The sequence below is a fragment of the Arthrobacter alkaliphilus genome (assembly GCF_021483235.1).
GTDB classification, from domain to species: domain Bacteria; phylum Actinomycetota; class Actinomycetes; order Actinomycetales; family Micrococcaceae; genus Arthrobacter; species Arthrobacter alkaliphilus.
Genome location: NZ_JAKEEC010000002.1, coordinates 1 through 19,460 on the forward strand (window position 1 = coordinate 1; position 19,460 = coordinate 19,460).

Sequence of the window (19,460 nt, forward strand, 5' to 3'; positions counted from 1 at the left end):
CGTCCACCTTCGGGGCCAAACCCGGGAACCCCCGTCCACCTACGGCGCCAAAACCGGGAACCCCCGTCCACCTACGGCACCAAAACCGGGAACCCCCGTCCACCTACGGCACCAAACCCGGCAACCCCCGTCCACATACGGCACCAAACCCGGCAACCCCCGTCCACATACGGGGCCAAACCCGGCAACCCCCGTCCACATACGGGGCCAAACCCGGCAACCCCCGTCCACATACGGGGCCAAACCCGGCAACCCCCGTCCACATATGGCACCCAAGACCGGGGACCCCCTTGCAGGTGATCTGAAAGCCCCAAAACCGGGCGATAAGTGACCGGGCGTCCCCCAAAACCGGGCGATAAGTGACCGGGCGTCCCCCAAAAACCGGCCACAAACGACCGGGCCTCCCCCAAAAACCGGCCACAAACGACCCGGCGTCCCCCAAAAACGGCCGACAAGTGACCCGGCATCCCCCAAAACCCGGCGATAAGTGACCCGGCATCCCCCAAAAACGGGCGACAAGTGACCGGGCGTCGTTAGGGTTGGGGGCTTGGCCTGCGCCTGAGGACCAGGCCCGCAACCATGCCGAGCAGCAGGAGCGCGCCAGCCGCGGCCGTCGAGACCACGAAGGCGGCGCCCGCACCCTGAGCCTGGGCCAACTGGCCGGCAAGGTAGGCACCGATTGCCGTACCCGCCACGATCCCGCTCGCCAGGACGGTCATCACCGTTGCCATGCGGCCGGCGGGTGCCACCACTCCCCCGATGCTGAAGACCGTCACCATGACGGGTCCCACGGGAATTCCGAGCACCAACAGAACGATGACCATCGGCCAGATCCCGGCGGGAAGGAACAACAGAAGAGAGAAAGCAGCCATCGCGGCCGCGGCGAGCACCCAGCGGAGGGCCAGCCCGAAACGCTGCGGCCAATACGCAACGGACAACGCTGCGACGGCGGAGCTGAGGCCCACGACGGAATACATCAGTCCCGCAATTTCCGCCGTGGCGAACTGGGCGGAAAACGCACTCAGCGCATTTTGGGTGGCACCGAAGAACGTTCCCATGCAGACCATGGCCAGCACTGGAACGGCGACCTTCAGCCAGGCCGCGGCACCGACGCCCGGTTTCTGGTCCGCCGAGCCGCTCCCGACGCCGGTTCGCGGCCTGCGCTTTGCCGGAACCACTGCCAACTCTGTTGGGTGGACGGCGAAAGCCGGAACGAGGGTGGCCGTGAGTACAGCCGCCACCGCGAGCGGGAGCCACGGAGCAACAAGGCTGGCCAGGATACCGACCAGCGCCGGACCCAGCACGAAAGTGATCTCGTCCGCGGTTCCCTCGTAGGACAACGCGGTGTCCAGGTCTGCGCGGCTGGACACAACACTTCCAGGGCCGGCGGCACTGTTCCCGGCCGCGGGCTTCCGGATGCCGAGGTTCTGCGTTGTCAGGGCCATCCACCGGACACGGGCCATGGGCCCTACCTGCGGGCAACTCGCTCCAGCAAGGAAAGCCGCCGCCAAGACGGCAATCGAGTCCGAAGGGGCGTCGAAATCTGGCGTCAGGTACGCGGCAACGATCAAGGCGATCACCATCATTGCGTTGACAGCGGCCGCTACGAGCAGGACGGGGCGCTGGCCGGAGCGGTCAGCGAGCAAGCCGAGTACCGGCGCGCCCAGGGCCGATCCGATGCCGACGGCTCCAGCAGCCAGGCCGCCGATCGCGTAAGAATGGCTGACAGCCGTAACAAGAGTGAGGGTACCGACGGTCAGCATGGCGAGGGGAAGCCTCGCGAAGAGTCCAAGCGGCAGGAAGTTCCGGCCTGCGAGTTCGGGCAAGCGCGCAAAGCGCCCGGGTAGACGCGACGGGCGGGACCCAGCCGACGGGCCCGCCGGTGGAAGTGCAGGGGCGGCCTGGAGTGCGGTGTTCGACGCGGAGTTCTGTGAGGAGGGGTTCATTGTTCCGGGTTCGCTCAAGGGTGCGCATCGTCCCTCCTCCCGATGCGCGCGACCCGGTGTAACCCTCCAATCCTACCGGAAGGCTGTGCCCGTCAGCGGCGACCCCGTCCCTGGCGGAGTGCCCTGAAGAGGGGTCTAAGCTGCCGAGGCGTCCACAATTCGCACAGTTGAGCCGTTCCTGTTTTTGATTACCTGCAACTGGCTGCTGATCCTCTGCTTCATCTCGGCAACGTGGCTCACCAGCCCAACTACCCTGCCGCCGTCGCGCAAGCCTTCCAGTGCATCCATGACCTGCTCAAGCGACTGGTCATCAAGGCTCCCGAAGCCCTCATCCACGAACAGCGTTTCGATGTCTACACCCCCGGCCTCGTGCTGGACCACATCCGCAAGCCCCAGGGCCAACGCGAGCGAAGCCATGAACGACTCCCCTCCCGACAGGGTGCCGGTGTCCCTCCGCTGGCCGGTCCACTCATCCACGACTTCCAGTCCCAAGCCTGATTTCGCGCCCCGGGCTGCTTTGGCATCCGTGTGCTGCAGGGTGTAGCGGCCGTCGCTCATGGCGATAAGCCGCTCCGACGCCGCCGCCGCGACCTGTTCGAGGCGCGCGGCCAGCACATAGCTGTTGAGGCTCATCTTGTAGCTGTTGTCGCCGCCTCCCCGGGCAGTTTCCGCGAGTTCGGTGAGCACCCTGGCGCGTTCGCGCGGCTCCCGGCCGGCGGCGGAGACCTCTTCGTACCGGGCACGGATCGTGGCCAGGCTCGTCACTGTACGGGCGGCAAGTCCCGCAGCGACGGCACACAGGCGGGCAGTTTCTTCCGCTTCGCCGGCTTCCTGTTCAAGGGCGGCGAGTTCGACGGCGGTGAGCGGCACGTCCCCGGCCCGGACTTCCTTGGCCGCAAGCACGAGATCCTCGGACTCGAAGAGCTCCGCAAGGCGGGCGGCCTCGGTCTCTGCGGCCCTGACGGTTTCATCCAGCCCCGCGGCCTGATGCTCGTCGAGCATTTCACTCCGGGCAGCCTCCGCGGTGTCGAATCCGGTGGCCGAAAGGGCGCGGTCCAAAGCTGCCGATGCCTCGTCGAGGGCGTTCCGGGCGCTGTCCAGCTGACGGCCCGCGGCGACGGCGGACTCCAAGAGCTCGCGTTGGCCGGCCAGTGCTTCCATCCTGTCCCGCAGGGAGTCGAAGCCGTCACGAAGGCCTGAAAGCAATCCGTCCAGTGACGCACGCTGTTCCTTCAGCAGGGCGATGGTGGACTCGTCCTGGGCGGCAGCGGTGTCTTCCTTGCTTTGCTCCTGTTCCAAGCCGGCAATGCGCGCCAGCACGTCCCCGAGCGCCCGCTTGCTCTGCTCGAGCCTTTCCACCGCGGAACGTGCCGACGCCAGGGCGTCTCTGGCCCGGGCCGCCGCCGAATCGGCTTCCTTTGGATCGACGTCTCCGCCCTGGGCGGCGAGCACGGCAACTTCCTGCTCGGCAGACGCCAGCTCACCTGCTGCTTGGAGAAGTTCGTGCTCGCTCTCGTCATACCGTTCGTGGGCAGATTGCTCTTCCTCGGCAAGGGCCAGGGCAGTATGCCCGGCAGCTGCCGGGGAAGGGTGCTCGGCGCTTCCGCAGACAGGGCATGCTTCACCGTCATGCAGCTTCGCGGCGAGCTCGGCCGCGGCGTTTGCGAGCCGGGATTCGCGGAGGTCCAGCCAGAGTTGGCGGAGGTCCTGGGAAAGCGCCCGGGCAAACGCGTGGCGCTTCCCTGCCGCGGACAGGGCATCGAGGGCACCTTTATAGCGGGCCACTGTCTGCACGGTGTTCTGCGCTGCCGCCGCTTCGCTTTCGCGCAGGGGCAGTTCCAAGGCGGCCTCCTCCAGCGGGCCCAGCTCGCTTTCCAAAGCAGCTGCGTCCGAGCGAAGCCCGGCCAAGGAAAGGGACCGCGCCGCGTTGGCCTCCTCCCGCCGCTTCGCCGCCAGCCCGAGCGCATCGAGCCTGGCAGTGATGTCCTCGAGTTTTTGTTCATCCGCGGTCCTCGCCTCCAGGACGGCGATGGTTTCTTGAATCCTCGCCAGCGAGGTTCCCGGGTCGCTTGCGTCCAAAGAGGCGGCACGAAGCTTCATCGTTGCCGACTCCGCCTTCGAGCTCGCCAGTTCGAGGACCTTCGCGGCGCGGTCCACGGCGTCGAGCTGTCCGCCCAGCACGGCGGCTTTCCGGTGACGGCCAAGACGCTCGCGGAATTCCTGAACTTCAGCCGCCCCTGCGGCAAGGGCTTCGCGCCGGCGAGTGGCGGCGTCGAGCTTGGCATGCCGTTGAACACGTTCCCGCGCGGAGTTGAGCTTGTCCGTCAACTGAAGCCGGACGACGTCGGCAGAGGCCGCGGCTTGCCGCCGTCGGAGAGCCTCGTCCCCGGCACGGGCCTCAAGGTCCCCGAGCCGGAGTTCAGGCGTGGACTCGTTGGACTCAGGGACATCGGGATCCGGGTCGACCGCGGGCTCTATGCCAAGTTGCGCATACTCCGCCTCTGCGCGCTGAACGAGTACGTGAAGCTCGTTCCGGTTCTCCTCTACTTTTGCGCGTGCGGCGGTCGCTTGGAGCGCCAACTGCTGCTCGATTGCTTCAAATCGCTGGGTTCCGAAAAGCTTCTGCAGAAGATCCAGCCGGTCGGACGCCTTGGAGCGCAAGAAAGCCGCGAAGTCTCCCTGCGGCAGCATGACCACCCTGGTGAACTGTTCCCGGTCCATTCCCAGGACGTCACCGATCTCCATGCCCGCTTCATCGTTGCGGGACGTCTTTTCTTCCCAGGCGCCAGCAACCCATTCGCGCAGGAGGGTTTTAGCCTGCTGGGTAGTGAAGCCCTTGCGTCCCCTGGCACTTGGCCTGTCCCATGCCGGGGAGCGCGTGACCTCAAAGCGCCTGCCGCGCGCCGAGAATTCGCACAGGACCCTCGGCTCCGCAGCCGGTTCCGCGTGGTCGCTCCGCAAGCGTTTGCCGTCTTGGCGGGCGCCCGGCACCGAGCCGTACAACGCAAAGCAAATGGCGTCGAGCACGCTTGTCTTGCCGGCGCCGGTGGCGCCGTTCAAGAGGAACAGGCCCTGGGCCCCCAGCTGGTCGAAATCGATCGACTGTACCCCGGCAAACGGGCCGAAAGCTTCGATTTCAAGGCGATGGATCCTCACAGCTCTGCTCCTTCCAGCCGGACCGCTTCCAAAGCCTCACGGAGGGCGGCGAGTTCAGTGTCGTCAGCAGGCCTCCCGCGCACATGGTCGAGGAAGCCGCAGCAAACACCAAGATCATCCTCGGCCTCTGCGAGCCTGCTGCTGTAGCTGGCTTTGGCCTTGCCCGCGGACTCTTCGGGGTCAAAGCCCAGCACCAACGTGTCCGGGAACCGGGTCCGCAGCTGTTCCATAGCCTGGGCCGGGCGCGAAGCGTCCGTGAGGGTGATCTGGCAATACGCAGTCTCGGCCCAGGAATATTCCTCCGATTCCAAAAGGCCGGCGAGCTTCCCGCGGAGAACCGCCAACTCCCGTGGAGCTTCCCACAGAACTTCCTCCACGCTCTCAACACCGTCGACGCCGACATCGATCAGCCATGCGCCCTTCCGGTGCTTGGCCTCGGAGAATGAGTAGGCCAGCGGCGAACCCGAATACCGGACGTGCGCCGAAAGTTCCTGGCGCCCGTGCAGATGCCCGAGGGCCGTGTACCCAAAGCCATCGAAGAGATCCAGCGGCACTGCCCCCAAGCCGCCGATGCTCAAATCGCGTTCGCTGTCCGAGGTGATGCCTCCGCTCGCGAAGGTGTGTGCCAGGACAACCGAGTGCACCGGCCCTGCTTCGCTTCTCCGCGCAATGTCCTGGTGGATGCGCTGCACCGCGGCCTGGGTGACGTCAAAGTGGCTCGCGGTTTGCGTGTTGAGCCGTTCGGCGACAAGCCGGGGTTCAAGGTAGGGGATCCCGTAGACGGCAAGCACCGGGGCTCCCGGCCGGACGCCGCTGTCGCCGCCGTCCAAGGGAATGCCGTCCAGGGGAAACACGACAGGGGAATCGAGATCCTCCAACCGGGTCCGCAAATGGACTCCCCCGCGCTCGAGCAGGCGTGACGCGAAACCAAGGCGGATCGCGGAATCATGGTTGCCGCTGGTCAACACCACCTTGGCGCCGGCATCCGTGATCCGCACGAGGGCCTCGTCGAGGAGCTTCACAACGTCCAGTCCCGGCAGGGCACGGTCGTACACGTCGCCCGCAATGAGGACGACGTCCACCGACTGTTCCCGGATGACTGCCAGCAGTTGCTCGATGAAATTGCGCTGGGCGTCAAGCATCCCGACGCCATGGAAGGAACGTCCCAGATGCCAGTCCGACGTGTGCAAAAGCCTCATGTTTTCAAGCTAACCGGAGGCACGGACATTATTGGCGCGGCGCGGCGGCACCACCCTTAACATGGCCTCCCTGGCAGCCGAAGTTCCTGCGTCAGTCCCGCTTCCCGTCGAAGAATTCGCGGGCCGGGTCGACGTCGGGCTTCGCTTCGACGGGCGCCGCGGCGGGCTCCACAGCAGGCGCGGAAACCTCGGCCGCACCTTCCGGGGCAGCCGCTTCAGCATCCTCGGCGGACTTTTCGTCCCGGACATCGGCCGGCAACGGCTCCTGGACCTCGGGGACGGCGGCCGGAGTGGCCTCGCCGAAGCCGCGGAAGATAAGGCCCGCGATCGCCGCGCCCACCAGCGGTGCGGCCCAGAAAAGCCAGAGCTGCTCCACTGCCCAGCTGGAGCTGAAGATGGCGGATGCAGTGGCCCGGGCCGGGTTGAAGGCAAGGTTTCCGGTGGACTGACCCAGTTGCAGCAGGACAGCGACCGTCAGGCCGACGGCGAACGGTGCCGCAAGCTTGCTGGGATTGCGGCGGGCGGTGACCCCCAGGAAGACCCCCACCAGGAGCGCGGCGCCGAGGACCTCAATGAGCATGACGCCGGTCACGGGAACCTGGAAGCTGGAGTGCGTGCCAAAGCCCGAGGTTGCCGTGTCAAAGACCGTGCGGCTGTCCGTAATCCCGGGAACGGTCCGCACGACGCCGAAAATCGCCAGCGCGCCCAGCAAACCGCCGACAATCTGGGCCACAACGTACGCGGCTCCATCCACGAGCTTCATGCGTCCCGCAACCAGATGGCCAACGGTGATGGCCGGGTTGAAGTGGCCGCCCGACAGGTAACCGAAGGCCAGCATGGCAGCAGTGACGGTGAGGCCGCTGGCCAGCGACGCCGGCATCGGAACCGCCTGGGGGTTGATGAAGATCAGCACGCCCAGGCCTATAACCACAAGGAACAGCGTCCCCAGAGCTTCAGCGGACGCCCGGGCAAGGAGCCGGGATCCGCGGGAGGAGGGAGTGGACACGGTCGTGGTCATGTCTGGGGATTCCTTTGTTCGAAGTTCGGCAGTCAGGCGCGTGGGCGAACGCTCCGGGCAAGAAGCCGTGCAGAGGTCCGCGCTCTTGCCCCGCAGCATCGTGTCAGCCGAGTCTGGATGATTCCTGAATTCGAGCCTAGCCGCCGAACGCGATTGCTGCGACCGCAGCGCAGGCGAGCACCATAATGGACAAGGCGCTTGCAAGGATCAAGACAGCGGAGGCTTCCTCGGCGCCGTGGTGCAGTTGATGGGACCTGAGCCACAGGACGCAGCCCAGCACGATCGTCGCGGCGGCGGCCGTCAAGGCGCAGATTCCCTGGAAGTCGAGGCCCGGTATCCCTGTGGGCAGTTGGCCCGCACCGGCTCCAGCCGTCAACCACCTGCGCCAGATGAAGAGATCCACCACCAAAAGCGACATCAGGGTCCGGCGCCAAGCGAGCGCGGTCCGCTCCGGTTGCAGCCCCCGGTCACTGGATTCAACGGTCAACGCGCGACCAGGATCAGCACGGCAAAAGTAAAGGCCGCCGCCGCCACCACGATGGTCATGAGCAGCATGACCCGTGAAAACGGCAAGGCCTGGTCGTTGCGCATGGCCGCCTCCATCTGCCCCCAACGGCGGTAGGCAAGCCATGCCAGGCCAGCACCGATGATGGACAGCACAACGCACAGGACGATGCGCACCGGCTGCGGTGCGATGTTCGGAGCAAGTTGATCGATGGCGACGGCACCGGCAAGCAGCGCCAACGACGTCCGGATCCACGCAAGGAAAGTCCGCTCATTGGCCAGGGAGAATCTGTAGTCCGGAGTCTTTCCGGTTTTCCGCCACACGGGTTCGCGCATCATTGCCTCCTGGTTCACGAGCCACCGTATCAGCGGGCAGTTGGGGGCGGGTCTGGCAGCCACGGTAAATTACCACTATGAGTGCTGAACCGTCCCCCTCTTCCGTGCCATCCTTCGAGTCAAGGGTTCACGGTTGCCTGCTGGGAGGCGCCCTGGGCGATTCGCTCGGCTACGCCGTCGAGTTCGACGACATCGCCACGATCCGTTCGCGCTTCGGCGCCGCGGGCCTCACATCTTTCGGGCAGCTCGACGGCGGGAGCCACTTCTCGGACGACACCCAGATGACGCTGTACACCGTCGACGGCCTGGTGGAAGCCCTCGAGTGGGCCAACGACGGCGTGGCCGCCGATGAAACGGCGTGCCTCTGGCTCGCCTACCTGCGATGGCTCGCCACGCAGGGCGTGGCCGCGCCCGCCTCGGCTCCCGTTCCCCAGCCCCGCTGGATCGACAGCCAAGAGGTACTGCGGCATCGCCGGCATCCTGGCAAGGCGTGCCTGAGCGGGCTCGCCACGGGCGAAATGGGGACACCGTCGCGCCCGGTGAATCCGGATTCGAAGGGCTGCGGCACGGTCATGCGGTCCGCTCCCTTCGGCCTGGTCCCCCACATTTCCGAGGCAGCGGTCTACAAGCTGAGCACCGATGCCGCTTCCTTGACCCACGGACACCCTTCGGCGCGGCAGAGTGCGGGCGCCCTCAGCGTGTTGGTGCACCAACTGACCGCGGGCTCGGACGTACGCACGGCGGCTGAGCACGCACTGGGCGTGGTGGCGGCGCTGCCGGACCCAGCCCCCGAAGTCCTGGACCGCCTGCGCCAAGCGCTGGAACTGTCTTCGGGGCCGCTGCTCAGCCCCGAGGAACTCACGGCGCACCTGGGCGAAGGCTGGGTGGCGGAGGAGGCACTCGCCGTCGGGCTCTATGCTGTGCTGGCGACCGCCGCGGAGACCGAAGACCGGCATGATCCGGCGGCCCATTTCCGCCGGGCCATTGCCGTGGCGTTGAACCATAGCGGTGACAGTGACTCCACCGCCTCGATCGCGGGCAATATTCTCGGCGCGCTCCACGGCGAAGAGGCACTACCCCCGGACTGGCTCGAAGCCCTCGAAGCTCCTGAGGTCATCCGCGGGATGGCACAGCGGCTCATCGCCGTCACCGTCGGCTGACAGCCGGCGGCTCAGCGCCCAGCCCGAAGTTCAGCGCGCGGCCCGCGGTTCAGCGCGCGCGAAGCGCGATGTTGTTGCACGCTTCGCAGACGTCCTCGGGAATGAGGCCGCGCTTTTGCAGGAGGCCGAAAATGGCGCAGCCCAGGCAGAAGCCGAGGAACGATTCAAGGGACGCAGCGACGATCAGCAGGGCGAGCAGGATCCAGGCACCCACGGCGAAACCGGCAAAGTAAAGGATTACGGCCGCTGTACTGAGCGCCGCGCCGATTCCCTGGGCGAAACGCTTGGGCGGCCCGGGGACAAGTTTGGCCGGACCAACCCGGGGAGCCAGGACCTTGACGGACAGCAAGGCAAACGGCGAGATCCTCGGCCCGAACAACACCCGCAGCCAGAAACCGACGGCGATCAGCACGAGCCCCCAACCGAAGCCACCCACGAGGGTGGCCACCGCGGCAACAACCACCAGCCCGGCCGTGATCCTCGCGGCGTACTCGTTGACCGGATTGGGGAAAGCAAAGACGGCCCGCCATCCGGTAGTTGCCGAAGCCGGCGCTCCTGTGGTGAACTCTGCAACCTCAGCCTGTTGTCCCTGTGTCATGGCTCAAGGCTAGGAGCGCCGCGACACAAACGGAAAGCTTTGTTGCTCCATGTGAAATGTGCCGGGCTAGCGTCCGCCGACCATTTGCAGGAACTCGCCCTCGGACAGCACCTCGATCTGCTGGCCGCGGCTGTGCAACTCCAGGACCCTTTTGGCTTTGCCGGTGAGGCGGCCGTTCCGGAGATCGCCGGCCACAAAACCGTCGCCCACCACCAGGACAGTTGTCCTTCCGGTCACGCGGCTCTCCGGCTTCGCCCCCAGGTCCGCGGCCCGCTGTTTGGCTTCCGGGCGGGCCATCGCAAGCTTACCCGTGAAAACGACCGTCTGCCCGAAGAGGGGGTGGCCCGGTTCCGCCGCGGGGTTGGGCGCTGGATTGTCGCCTTCTTCAGGCCAACCGCTCCAGGCGCGCCCAAGCTGGCCGGCGCCATTCCCGACGCCGGGTCGGCCGCCGAACGCGGCGCCCCCTCGGCCGGCGCCGGCGAGCGCCGCGAGCGTTTGCTTGGACAGTCCGTCCCCTGGCTCGAAGGCCTGCTGCTTGGGAATCGCCAAGCCGAGGGACAAGTACAGCTCGGCGATGCTGTTGGCGTTGTTCCTGCGCGCGATGTCCACCAGGATCCCGGCGCATGCCCGGGCGTCCTCCGCGGCGTCGTGATGGTTCACGAGGGGCACGCCCGCCTCTTCCGCGGCGTAGGGCAAGGAATTGGAGACCAAGGAATAGCAGCGCCGTGACAACATCACCGTGCAGACGTACTCGTAGGCCGGGCCGGGCAGGCCGGAAACTTCGAGTCCGGAACGGATGACGCCCAGATCGAACGCCGCATTGTGGGCGGCAAGGATGTCCCCGCCGATGAAAGCCCCGATTTCAGGGAAGAGTTCGCCAAAGCGCGGAGCCCCGGCGACGTCCTCGGCGCGGATGCCGTGGATCCGGGTGTTGTGGTACTCGAAATGGTCGTGATTTTCCGGCGGCCGCATGAGCCACGACGCTTCTTCCACCACGACGCCGCCGCGGACCTTGGTCAGCCCGACCGAGCACGGAGAACCCCTGAAGCCGTTCGCAGTTTCAAAGTCGATCGCCGTAAAGTCCAATGCCACTGGACAAGGTTACAGGTGGAAAGGGGTCCCGCCGCCGGTGGTGATGGCCGCCACGCGCCAGGGACGTCTTTCAGACTTCGTCTGCCGTCTCCTGCAGGTTGTTCAGGGCTTTCTTGGTTGTCCTCTGGGTCAGCACGTGGATGACCGCGCCTATGGCGCCCCCGGAGAAGGCGAACAGCAGCACTCCCGGCAAGGAGTGTTCCAGATTGGTCGCATCCTTGGGTGCCGGCTTTCCGGTGGACTTGCTCCAGATGGCCTCCAGGGCCTTGTTGGCCGCAACCCCTGCGACCATCCCGACAACGAGGCCAAGTAGCTTGATCAGGACGTTCATCTCGTTCCTCCATATGTCAGCTCAGCGCCACCACCATGATAAGCATGCTTAGCATCAGCATAGGCCAAGGGCACCCGCGACGCAGAACTAGGCTAAATGCCGCCCTCCCGTGATGCCGACGACCGACCCGGACATGAAGCTCGACTCCGGAGTGGCCAGCAGGACGAAGGTCGCCGCCAGTTCGGCAGGTTGCCCGGCCCTCCCCAAGGGCGTGTCCTCACCGAAGTGCACCAGTTTTTCGCTCGGCTGGGTCGCGGGCTGAAGCGGCGTCCAGATCGGTCCGGGAGCCACCGCGTTGACGCGGATTCCCCGCGGACCCAACAACTCCGCGAGGGAAAAGGTCATGTTGATGATGGCGGCCTTGGTCGCAGCGTAATCAATAAGGCTTGGACTCGGGTGGTACCCCTGGATCGACGAGACGTTGATGATCGCTGAGCCCGGCTTCAAATGTGGCAGCGCGGCTTTCGTCAGCCAGAAGAGCGCATAGACGTTGGACTTGAAAGTCCGGTCGAACTGTTCACTCGTGAGATCTGCGATTCCTTCGTTGGTGGTCATTTGATAGCCGGCGTTGTTCACGAGGACATCGAGGCCCCCGAATTCGGCAATGACCTGGGCCACGACTTCCTGGCAGAAGGCCTCGTCGCACAGGTCGCCGGGCAACGCCAAGGCGCTCCGTCCGGCGTCTTCGATCAACTGGACCGTGTGCACGGCGTCCTGCTCTTCTTCGGGCAAGTACGTGAAGGCGACGTCCGCTCCCTCCCTGGCATAGGCAATCGCGGCAGCCCGCCCGATGCCTGAATCCGCGCCCGTGATCAGGGTCCGGAACCCTTCCATTCGATGGTGGCCGACGTAGCTGCTTTCGCCATGGTCCGGGCGGGGATGCATCGCGTCGGTCCAACCCGGGTAATCCTGCGGCTGGGGCTCGAATGAGCCGCCCCCTGGGTGCTGTTCCGCCTCTTGGTCATCCCCGGGAACGATGCTACCTGCCATCACTATTCCTCCATCTGTTGGCCAGGAGAATCACCCGATTCCCTGCGCATAATCCGGAGAGTTGAAGTGCGTTACGTCTTCAAACCTAAAACCAGCGCCCCGGAGACACAAGATCATCAGCATGCTTATCTTTGGTCGCGTGAATAGCTAGGCTTGTTGCCAGTCGGGACGAAGGAGATTCTTGTGAGCGAACGCATGAAGGCCGCATCCGGCCATGGAGCCGTCGAGCTGATGCTGGTCCGTCACGGTGAGAGCCTGGGAAACGTGGCAGCCTCGAGGGCGGGGCTATCCGGCGCGGAAGTCATCGACGTCCCAGCGCGGGATGCCGACGTCGACCTGTCCCCGCTCGGTCTCGAGCAGGCCGCGGCGCTGGGCCGTTCGCTTAGCGGACTCGCACCATCGCGGCGCCCCGACGTGGTCTGGTGTTCCCCCTATGCCCGGGCCCGCCGCACCGCCGAACTTATCATCGGGACAGCCGGTTGGGAGGTGCCGCTCCTTGTGGATGAGCGCCTCCGGGACCGCGAGCTTGGCGTCCTCGACATGCTGACCGCCAAGGGCGTGGAACTGAGGCTGCCCGATGAGGCCCGGCGCCGCCGATGGCTGGGGAAGTTCTACTACCGGCCCCCGGGCGGCGAATCCTGGACCGACGTCGCCCTGAGGCTGCGGACCTTCCTCGCCGATCTTGAACAATTCTCTGATCGGGAGCGGCTCCTCGTTGTGGGCCATGACGCCATCATCCTGCTTTTCAGGTACCTCCTGGAGGGGATGTCCGAACAGGAAATCCTGGACATAGCGATGACAACCACCATTCTGAACGCCTCCCTCACGCGGTATGTCCGCGCCAAAGGCCACGGCCCCTGGACGCTGGAGAGCTTCAACATGGCAGACCATCTCGAGGAGCAAGGTGTCACCCTCACCGAGCACGGAAGCGACGCCGATGTCCATCCGCGGTGACCTTACGCCTGTCCCGGTCACCCCTACCCTTCTGCGGAACTGGCCGCTGCCGGCACTGGGTTCGGGCAAGCTCGATCGGGGCTCGGTGTTGATCGTCGGCGGGAGCCGCAAGACCCCCGGCGCCGCCCTGCTCGCCGGCACCGCCGCGCTCCGTGCCGGCGCCGGTCGCCTGACCTTGGGCGTTGCCGGATCCGCCGCCGTCGCCTTGGCCGTGGCCATGCCTGAGGCCGGCGTGATCGGCTTGCCCGAAACCTCCTCCGGTTCCGTCCGCTCGACAGCACACGAGGTAATAATCCCGGACTTGCAGACAGCCGACGCGGTACTGATCGGCCCCGGGCTGGATGACCCGGACGAGACCGAGCAGCTGCTGCGAAACCTCCTGGGCAACGGCCTGATCCAGGAGCACCAGACCGTCATCCTCGATGCCTACGCGCTGGGGATCCTGAGTCGGCTCCTGCCCGATATCCAGCCTTGGGCCGGGCAGCTCATCCTGACGCCGAACGCTCAAGAGTTGGGCAGGCTGCTCGGGCGGGAGCCGACGGACATCCGCAACGATGCCGCCGAGGTCTCCGACACCTACCAGGCGGTGGTCAGCTGCCAGGGCATCATTGCCCGGCCCCGGAACACGGACCCGGCGGATACGGACGGGTCCACGGCCTGTTGGGAAATCACTACCGGTTCCGGGGGGCTCGGAACGTCCGGGAGCGGAGACGTCCTGGCCGGTACCATCGCCGGCCTCCGCGCCCGCGGAACGACGGATGCGCAGGCGGCCTGCTGGGGATCCCACCTCCACGCCGCGGCCGGGGACAGGCTGGCGAGCCGGAAAGGGAGCCCCGGCTACCTCGCCAGGGAACTTACCGACGAACTACCGCCGCTCATGATGGAACTGAACACGTGAAGGAACGGGCCCGACGGCGGTTGTCCCGTACCCTTGAAGGGTGACCCTTTCTGCGATGAACGACTTTGCCGTATCCGCTTTCGGGGGTGCTGGACAGGTGCAGCCGCATATGTCCGCGCTCCTCCCCGACTGGTTGAACCCCCAAGTTTTCCTGGCCGACCCCGCTTTGGCGCCATGGGTGGTCCTGCTCGTGTGCGGGATTGTGTTCGCGGAGACGGGACTCCTGGTGGGCTTCTTCCTGCCGGGCGACTCGATGCTCTTCACCGCAGGGCTGCTCGTCGCCACGGACACCATCAAGTTCAACATCTGGGCACTCGCCGCCCTCATTGTCGTTTCCGCGATCATCGGCAACCAAAGCGGCTACCTCATCGGGTCCAAAGCCGGACCGGCCATCTTCAACAAGCCTGATTCGAAGCTGTTCAAGCGGGAAAACGTTGAAAGCGCGCACGCATTTTTTGAAAAGCACGGCGGCAAGGCCCTGATCCTGGCCCGCTTCGTGCCGATCATCCGCACTTTCGTTCCGGTGATTGTCGGCGTCGCGCAGATGGACAAGCGCAGGTTCTTCATCTTCAACGTCATCGGCGCGGCGCTCTGGGGCGGCGGCGTGACGCTGCTCGGCTACCTGCTCGGCGACAAGGTTCCGTGGGTCCGGGACAACCTGGACATCATCTTCGTGGTCATCGTCCTGATCTCGGTGGTACCCGTGGCCGTGGAAGTCCTCCGCGGCCTGCTGGCCAAGCGCCAGGCCACGAACCGCGGAGCGGAACCCGCCGGAGAATTCATCGACGGACGCGAAGCCGGCAAGCACGGCGAGCGCTGAGGCCACTGGCTTAGAGAAGAGGCACCCCGCGTCTGCGGGGTGCCTCTTTCGTTGATTGCCTCAGCAGGTTTCAGCGCAAGGCTTCCACAATGGCCGGGAGCAGGGCCCTGAAGGCCTTTCCCCGGTGGCTGATGGCATTCTTTTCTTCCGAACTCAGCTCCGCGCAGCTGCGGTCCAGCCCCTGGGGCAAGAGCACGGGGTCGTAGCCGAATCCACCCGCGCCGCGGGGTTCGCGCAGGAGAGTCCCTTCCAGCTGGCCGTACTCGACCACTTCGCGCGCCCCGCCGTCAACGGCGGCCGGTACAGCGAGCGCCGCGGCGCAGACGAAGGCGGCTCCCCGGTGCGCGTCGGGTACATCCGAGAGTTGCGCCAGCAAGAGCTGGAGGTTGGCCGCATCGTCACCGTGGCGCCCGGACCAGCGGGCCGAAAAGATCCCGGGCGCTCCACCCAGGACGTCCACTGCCAATCCTGAGTCATCAGCGATCGCCACCATACCCGTGGCTTCGGCCACCGCCCGTGCCTTGAGAAGGGAATTTTCGGCAAACGTGACGCCGGTTTCGGCAACATCGGGGGCGCCGGCCGCCGCGGCGTCAATCACTTGGGTATCGACGTCGAGTCCCGGCACCTGCCCCCGGAGGAGTTCCCTGAGTTCGCGCAGTTTTCCCTTGTTGTGGGTGGCGAGGACTAGCCGCGGGGCGGTGTCGACGCTCACGGGGCCTCGGCCAAGGTCTCGCGCTGGATGGCCGCCAGCTCGCCCGTACCGATGAGGGCGAGGTCCAGCAACGCATTCAGTTCATCGCGGTCGAACGGGGCTCCCTCGGCGGTGCCCTGCACTTCGACGAACTTTCCGGAGCCCGTGACTACCACGTTCATGTCGGTCTCGGCCCGCACGTCCTCGATGTAGGGCAGGTCCAGCATCGGGATACCGTCGATGATTCCCACGGAGACGGCTGCGATGGTGTCAATCAGCGGCTGTGCGTTCTTGGCGATCATCTTGTTCTCGCGGGCGAAGCGGATCGCCTCGGCGAGCGCCACGTAGGCGCCTGTGATCGCGGCGGTCCGGGTGCCGCCGTCGGCCTGGAGGACATCGCAGTCCAGGACGATCGTGTTTTCGCCCAGGGCCTTGGTGTCGATGATCGAACGCAACGAGCGGCCGATCAGGCGGGAAATTTCATGGGTGCGTCCGCCGATCCTGCCCTTGACGGACTCACGGTCGGAGCGGGTGTTCGTGGCGCGCGGAAGCATGGCGTATTCGGCCGTGACCCAGCCGCGCCCTTCGCCCTTGAGCCAGCGTGGAACGCCCTCCGTCAAGGAAGCCGTGCACAGCACCCGCGTGTTGCCGAATTCGATCAGGGCAGAACCTTCGGCCTGCTTGGACCACCCGCGGGTGATGCTGATTGGACGGAGTTGATCGGGCGTGCGGCCGTCGGCGCGGATGACGGGGACAGATGTCGCTTCGGAAGTCATACTGCAAGCTTAGCGATCCGCTGGCCCTCGCCGGACTGCGGGGCCGGACTGCACGTCCGGATCCCTCCGACGGTGACAGGTTCAGACCGTGTAGTGGACTCCGGCAACCGCGACGGCGACATCGCCGGGGAACTCCGGCCGCGCATCCGCCATGACCTTGGTCTGCGATGTCCAGACCGGAATGTGGGTCAGCAGGAGGCGCCGGGCTCCCGCGGCTGCCGCTGCCTGGCCCGCACGCTTGCCGGTCAAGTGCACATCCTTGATGGCGTCGTCGCGCCCTTCTTCAAAAGCGGCCTCGCACAGGAAGAGATCGGCGTCGCGCGCCGCGTCCTCAAGGCCTTGGCACGAGTCGGTGTCTCCCGAGTACGTGAGGATCCTGCGCACGGCTTTACCCTCTTTGTCCGGCTCGGTGACCTCCACGCGCAGGGCGTAGGCCTCTTCAACCGGGTGGTTCACCGCATATGGGGTCACAGTGAACGGCCCGAGCTTCACGGATTGGCGTTCGCTCCAGTTACTGAAGTCGAACTCCTCGTGCATCCCGGGGTCCAGCTCCAGGCCGTAGGCGGTGGCCATGCGGTCGGCCGTCGCGGCGGGACCCCACACCGGAATCCTGTCCCGTCCCCAGCCGCCCGGCTTCCAGCGGACGGCCACGTGGAGGCCGCAGAGGTCCATGCAGTGATCCGGGTGCAGGTGGGTGAGGAAAATGGCGTCAATGTCTTCGAGGTCCGTGTACCGTTGGATGGCCCCGAGGGCGCCGCTGCCGAGGTCCATGACGATCTTCCATTGGCGTTCACCGTCGTGTGCCGTCAGGAGATAGCACGACGCCGGAGAGCCGGGACCGGGGAAGGAACCCGTACAGCCCACAATGGTCAGTTTCACTGGATGCGGCCCCCGCCGGCGGCGCCGAATTCCTTCGCCGTGAAGGGTGCGGGGTCGACGAAATTGGAGGTCCTTGCATGGTGGCCGCCGGCGCGGGCGGCCTCCAACATTTCCGGAGTGATGCGGGCGAGGCTTCCGGTCGGGTACTGGGCGGCCACATGGTCCACATGTCGTACGGACAGGACCTCCGGGCCAAGGAAACGGCGGGCCAGGATTTCAAACTGTGCGGCGTCGCCGGTCGCCATGAAATCGTGCCGGGGCAAGCCGGTATCGGTCCGTTGAATCCCGTGGGTGGCCAAAGCACGGTAAACGTCCTTGGCGGTCTCCTCGGCGCTGGACACCAAGGTGACGTCATCCCCCATGACATAGGAGATCACGCCTGTGAGCAACGGATAGTGCGTGCAGCCCAGCACCACCGTATCCACGCCTGCGTCCCTCAGCGGCTCCAGGTATTCGTGGGCTACGGCCAGCAGCTCGGGGCCCGTGGTGATGCCGGCTTCCACGAAGCTCACGAATTCCGGACAGGCGACCGACGTGATGGCCAGGTCGGGGGCAGCGGCGAAGGTGTCCTCGTACGCACGGGAACCCACCGTGGCCGAGGTGCCGATCACGCCGATCCTGCCGGATCTTGTCGCTGATACCGCGCGGCGCACTGCGGGCTGGATGACCTCGATAACGGGGATCCCGTAACGGGCCGTGTAGCGTTCACGGGCATCGCGCAAGACTGCTGCCGAGGCAGAGTTGCAGGCGATCGTCAGAAGTTTCACGCCGGAGTCCACGAGCTCGTCCATGACCCCGAGGGCGTTGGCCCGGACTTCGGCGATGGGAAGCGGCCCGTAGGGCCCATTGGCGGTGTCCCCCACATAAATGATCGACTCATGCGGCAACTGGTCGATGATGGACCGTGCCACGGTGAGCCCGCCGACACCGGAATCGAAGACGCCGATGGGGCGTGATCCCAGCAAGGGGTCTTGTGCGCGGTTATTCCGTATTTCCGGCGTGCGCTCTGGGTCCGATGCTGAGTTCATGATTCTTAGAGAATAGGCCAAGGTGTGTGCTGCGGCCACGACATGTGGCGGGGGCCTCGTGTCGGTTTTGTCACACGGAAGGTTTCAAGCCCCACTCAGGGCTTCCGGTCCATCGCGGCCATCATGGCCTGGACCAACGATTCCTGGAGCCAGGTGGTGAAGTTGTAGACGAGGGCCAAGTAGCTTTCCACGTCTTCGGCCTGGGACCAGTCCTGCATGGCATGGACATGGTCCGCATCCGCTTCGTCGCGGATATCGAGGCGCTCCGCCAGCACTAAACGAACATCGTTGAGGGCCATGGACCAGAACTTCGCCTCTTCCAGAGTGAGGACGAGCTCGTTTCGGTCCAGGCCCATGGCGGTGGCCCGAAGTGCGCCGATTTTTCCTTCCCGCAGCGAGCGCTCGGTCAGCTGGCGGAACTCGAGGGACGCGGCGTCGTCATTCTTCATGACGTTCGGCAAAAGCCGCAGAAGGGCGCGATCGGACGGTTCCTTGACGTTCATGTCCAGGCCGATCAGGGCCGTGAGGGGATCCTCGTTGCTGGACTGCTGCGGCTCCAGCATGGAAATGACATCGTCCAGGAGCCCGCGCAGGAGTTCGCGCTCGGCGGGCTCAAGATAGCCGGTGATGCCCTTGAGTCCGTATTTGAAAGCCTTAGCCACGTGCGCCGCCCTTGCGTCCCCGGCCGTCGCCGCCACTGCTTGCCTTTTCAACCGTTGCCCACAGACCGTAGCCATGCATGGCAACTGCGTGTTGCTCCACTTGTTCCTTTCCTCCGTGCGCCACGATCGAGCGGCCCTTCTTGTGGACCTCGAGCATGAGTTTGTTGGATTTGGCCTCGGAATACCCGAAATAGCTTTGGAACACGTAGCTCACGTAGCTCATGAGGTTGACGGGGTCGTTCCAGACCACGAGGTTCCAAGGGATGTCAGCGGCGCCGAGGAGGTCGGTGGACGACTGCTCCGAGATGTCCGTCCGTTCTTCTCCCTTTAGGCCTGCGTCTGTCACTGTGCAGGTGGCTGCGTTGGTGCCGGGGGCGACGGTAGTGGTCATTTGTCCATTCTAATGGGGAGGGAGAGGCGAG

At 65.7% G+C, this 19,460-nt stretch carries 20 protein-coding genes; 4 read left to right on the plus strand and 16 right to left on the minus strand.

Annotated elements, in window-relative coordinates:
* Window positions 1-533 precede the first annotated feature (533 nt).
* The 6 genes from L0B83_RS02325 to L0B83_RS02350 all read right to left on the minus strand — a co-directional run bounded on the left by L0B83_RS02325 (window position 534) and on the right by L0B83_RS02350 (window position 8,177).
* Window positions 534-1,946: an MFS transporter gene (locus L0B83_RS02325; protein WP_234756628.1), complete on the minus strand. Its 1,413-nt coding sequence runs from the start codon at window positions 1,944-1,946 to the stop codon at window positions 534-536.
* 135 nt (window positions 1,947-2,081) lie between these two features.
* Window positions 2,082-5,102, minus strand: coding sequence for an AAA family ATPase (locus L0B83_RS02330; protein ID WP_234756630.1), 3,021 nt, complete (start codon window positions 5,100-5,102; stop codon window positions 2,082-2,084).
* Window positions 5,099-6,301, minus strand: coding sequence for an exonuclease SbcCD subunit D (locus L0B83_RS02335; protein WP_234756632.1), 1,203 nt, complete (start codon window positions 6,299-6,301; stop codon window positions 5,099-5,101). Before L0B83_RS02335 ends, L0B83_RS02330 begins: the two co-directional genes overlap by 4 nt.
* 91 nt (window positions 6,302-6,392) lie before the next feature.
* A complete protein-coding gene (locus L0B83_RS02340) occupies window positions 6,393-7,319 on the minus strand; it encodes an MIP/aquaporin family protein (protein WP_234756634.1) in 927 nt (308 codons plus the stop codon).
* Between the two features lie 136 nt (window positions 7,320-7,455).
* On the minus strand, window positions 7,456-7,806 hold the full coding sequence (locus L0B83_RS02345; protein ID WP_234756636.1) for a DUF202 domain-containing protein: 351 nt from the start codon (window positions 7,804-7,806) through the stop codon (window positions 7,456-7,458).
* Window positions 7,803-8,177 (minus strand): YidH family protein, encoded by a 375-nt coding sequence (locus tag L0B83_RS02350; protein ID WP_234756638.1) that lies wholly within the window; start codon window positions 8,175-8,177, stop codon window positions 7,803-7,805. The genes L0B83_RS02345 and L0B83_RS02350 overlap by 4 nt, the downstream gene beginning before the upstream one ends.
* 59 nt (window positions 8,178-8,236) lie before the next feature.
* Between L0B83_RS02350 and L0B83_RS02355 the strand changes: the two genes are divergently transcribed.
* Window positions 8,237-9,319: an ADP-ribosylglycohydrolase family protein gene (locus L0B83_RS02355; protein WP_234756640.1), complete on the plus strand. Its 1,083-nt coding sequence runs from the start codon at window positions 8,237-8,239 to the stop codon at window positions 9,317-9,319.
* A gap of 49 nt (window positions 9,320-9,368) precedes the next feature.
* On the opposite strand, the gene L0B83_RS02360 is transcribed toward L0B83_RS02355, so the two are convergent.
* The 4 genes from L0B83_RS02360 to L0B83_RS02375 all read right to left on the minus strand — a co-directional run bounded on the left by L0B83_RS02360 (window position 9,369) and on the right by L0B83_RS02375 (window position 12,330).
* Window positions 9,369-9,917, minus strand: a complete 549-nt coding sequence (locus tag L0B83_RS02360) for a DUF4395 domain-containing protein (protein WP_234756641.1) — start codon at window positions 9,915-9,917, stop codon at window positions 9,369-9,371.
* A gap of 66 nt (window positions 9,918-9,983) precedes the next feature.
* Window positions 9,984-11,009 carry a 3'-5' exonuclease gene (locus L0B83_RS02365; protein ID WP_234756643.1) on the minus strand — a complete coding sequence of 342 codons (1,026 nt, stop codon included), beginning with the start codon at window positions 11,007-11,009 and terminating at the stop codon, window positions 9,984-9,986.
* Between the two features lie 70 nt (window positions 11,010-11,079).
* Window positions 11,080-11,340 (minus strand): DUF4235 domain-containing protein, encoded by a 261-nt coding sequence (locus L0B83_RS02370; protein ID WP_234756645.1) that lies wholly within the window; start codon window positions 11,338-11,340, stop codon window positions 11,080-11,082.
* Between the two features lie 87 nt (window positions 11,341-11,427).
* On the minus strand, window positions 11,428-12,330 hold the full coding sequence (locus tag L0B83_RS02375; RefSeq protein WP_372461117.1) for an SDR family oxidoreductase: 903 nt from the start codon (window positions 12,328-12,330) through the stop codon (window positions 11,428-11,430).
* A 195-nt stretch (window positions 12,331-12,525) separates the two neighbouring features.
* Between L0B83_RS02375 and L0B83_RS02380 the strand changes: the two genes are divergently transcribed.
* Genes L0B83_RS02380 through L0B83_RS02390 form a run of 3 tightly spaced genes read left to right on the plus strand, consistent with a single transcriptional unit; the run spans window position 12,526 to window position 15,002 of the window.
* Complete coding sequence (locus L0B83_RS02380) at window positions 12,526-13,284, plus strand: histidine phosphatase family protein (protein WP_234756969.1); 759 nt, start codon at window positions 12,526-12,528, stop codon at window positions 13,282-13,284.
* Complete coding sequence (locus L0B83_RS02385) at window positions 13,268-14,182, plus strand: NAD(P)H-hydrate dehydratase (RefSeq protein ID WP_234756971.1); 915 nt, start codon at window positions 13,268-13,270, stop codon at window positions 14,180-14,182. The genes L0B83_RS02380 and L0B83_RS02385 overlap by 17 nt, the downstream gene beginning before the upstream one ends.
* A gap of 55 nt (window positions 14,183-14,237) precedes the next feature.
* Complete coding sequence (locus L0B83_RS02390; RefSeq protein ID WP_234756973.1) at window positions 14,238-15,002, plus strand: VTT domain-containing protein; 765 nt, start codon at window positions 14,238-14,240, stop codon at window positions 15,000-15,002.
* A gap of 70 nt (window positions 15,003-15,072) precedes the next feature.
* Here L0B83_RS02390 and rdgB read toward each other — a convergent pair whose 3' ends face one another.
* The 6 genes from rdgB to clpS all read right to left on the minus strand — a co-directional run bounded on the left by rdgB (window position 15,073) and on the right by clpS (window position 19,429).
* A complete protein-coding gene (gene rdgB / locus L0B83_RS02395; RefSeq protein ID WP_234756647.1) occupies window positions 15,073-15,714 on the minus strand; it encodes an RdgB/HAM1 family non-canonical purine NTP pyrophosphatase in 642 nt (213 codons plus the stop codon).
* Window positions 15,711-16,469, minus strand: coding sequence for a ribonuclease PH (rph, locus tag L0B83_RS02400; RefSeq protein WP_268820535.1), 759 nt, complete (start codon window positions 16,467-16,469; stop codon window positions 15,711-15,713). Before rph ends, rdgB begins: the two co-directional genes overlap by 4 nt.
* An 81-nt stretch (window positions 16,470-16,550) precedes the next feature.
* Window positions 16,551-17,348 carry an MBL fold metallo-hydrolase gene (locus L0B83_RS02405; protein ID WP_234756649.1) on the minus strand — a complete coding sequence of 266 codons (798 nt, stop codon included), beginning with the start codon at window positions 17,346-17,348 and terminating at the stop codon, window positions 16,551-16,553.
* Entirely contained in the window at window positions 17,345-18,376 is a 1,032-nt protein-coding gene (gene murI, locus L0B83_RS02410; protein WP_234756651.1) for a glutamate racemase, read from the minus strand. Before murI ends, L0B83_RS02405 begins: the two co-directional genes overlap by 4 nt.
* A 95-nt stretch (window positions 18,377-18,471) precedes the next feature.
* Window positions 18,472-19,038 carry a DUF2017 domain-containing protein gene (locus tag L0B83_RS02415; protein WP_234756652.1) on the minus strand — a complete coding sequence of 189 codons (567 nt, stop codon included), beginning with the start codon at window positions 19,036-19,038 and terminating at the stop codon, window positions 18,472-18,474.
* A complete protein-coding gene (gene clpS / locus L0B83_RS02420; protein ID WP_234756653.1) occupies window positions 19,031-19,429 on the minus strand; it encodes an ATP-dependent Clp protease adapter ClpS in 399 nt (132 codons plus the stop codon). The genes L0B83_RS02415 and clpS overlap by 8 nt, the downstream gene beginning before the upstream one ends.
* Window positions 19,430-19,460: the final 31 nt, after the last annotated feature.

Excerpts from the sequence above, each read along its gene's own strand:
- L0B83_RS02370 (WP_234756645.1), bottom strand. The coding sequence starts at position 11,340 with ATGAACGTCCTGATCAAGCTACTTGGCCTCGTTGTCGGGATGGTCGCA.
- L0B83_RS02335 (WP_234756632.1), bottom strand. The coding sequence starts at position 6,301 with ATGAGGCTTTTGCACACGTCGGACTGGCATCTGGGACGTTCCTTCCAT.
- L0B83_RS02340 (WP_234756634.1), bottom strand. The coding sequence starts at position 7,319 with ATGACCACGACCGTGTCCACTCCCTCCTCCCGCGGATCCCGGCTCCTT.
- L0B83_RS02325 (WP_234756628.1), bottom strand. The coding sequence starts at position 1,946 with ATGAACCCCTCCTCACAGAACTCCGCGTCGAACACCGCACTCCAGGCC.
- L0B83_RS02380 (WP_234756969.1), top strand. The coding sequence starts at position 12,526 with ATGAAGGCCGCATCCGGCCATGGAGCCGTCGAGCTGATGCTGGTCCGT.
- murI (WP_234756651.1), bottom strand. The coding sequence starts at position 18,376 with ATGAACTCAGCATCGGACCCAGAGCGCACGCCGGAAATACGGAATAAC.
- rph (WP_268820535.1), bottom strand. The coding sequence starts at position 16,469 with ATGACTTCCGAAGCGACATCTGTCCCCGTCATCCGCGCCGACGGCCGC.
- L0B83_RS02360 (WP_234756641.1), bottom strand. The coding sequence starts at position 9,917 with ATGACACAGGGACAACAGGCTGAGGTTGCAGAGTTCACCACAGGAGCG.
- clpS (WP_234756653.1), bottom strand. The coding sequence starts at position 19,429 with ATGACCACTACCGTCGCCCCCGGCACCAACGCAGCCACCTGCACAGTG.
- L0B83_RS02355 (WP_234756640.1), top strand. The coding sequence starts at position 8,237 with ATGAGTGCTGAACCGTCCCCCTCTTCCGTGCCATCCTTCGAGTCAAGG.
- L0B83_RS02385 (WP_234756971.1), top strand. The coding sequence starts at position 13,268 with ATGTCCATCCGCGGTGACCTTACGCCTGTCCCGGTCACCCCTACCCTT.
- L0B83_RS02375 (WP_372461117.1), bottom strand. The coding sequence starts at position 12,330 with ATGGCAGGTAGCATCGTTCCCGGGGATGACCAAGAGGCGGAACAGCAC.
- L0B83_RS02390 (WP_234756973.1), top strand. The coding sequence starts at position 14,238 with ATGAACGACTTTGCCGTATCCGCTTTCGGGGGTGCTGGACAGGTGCAG.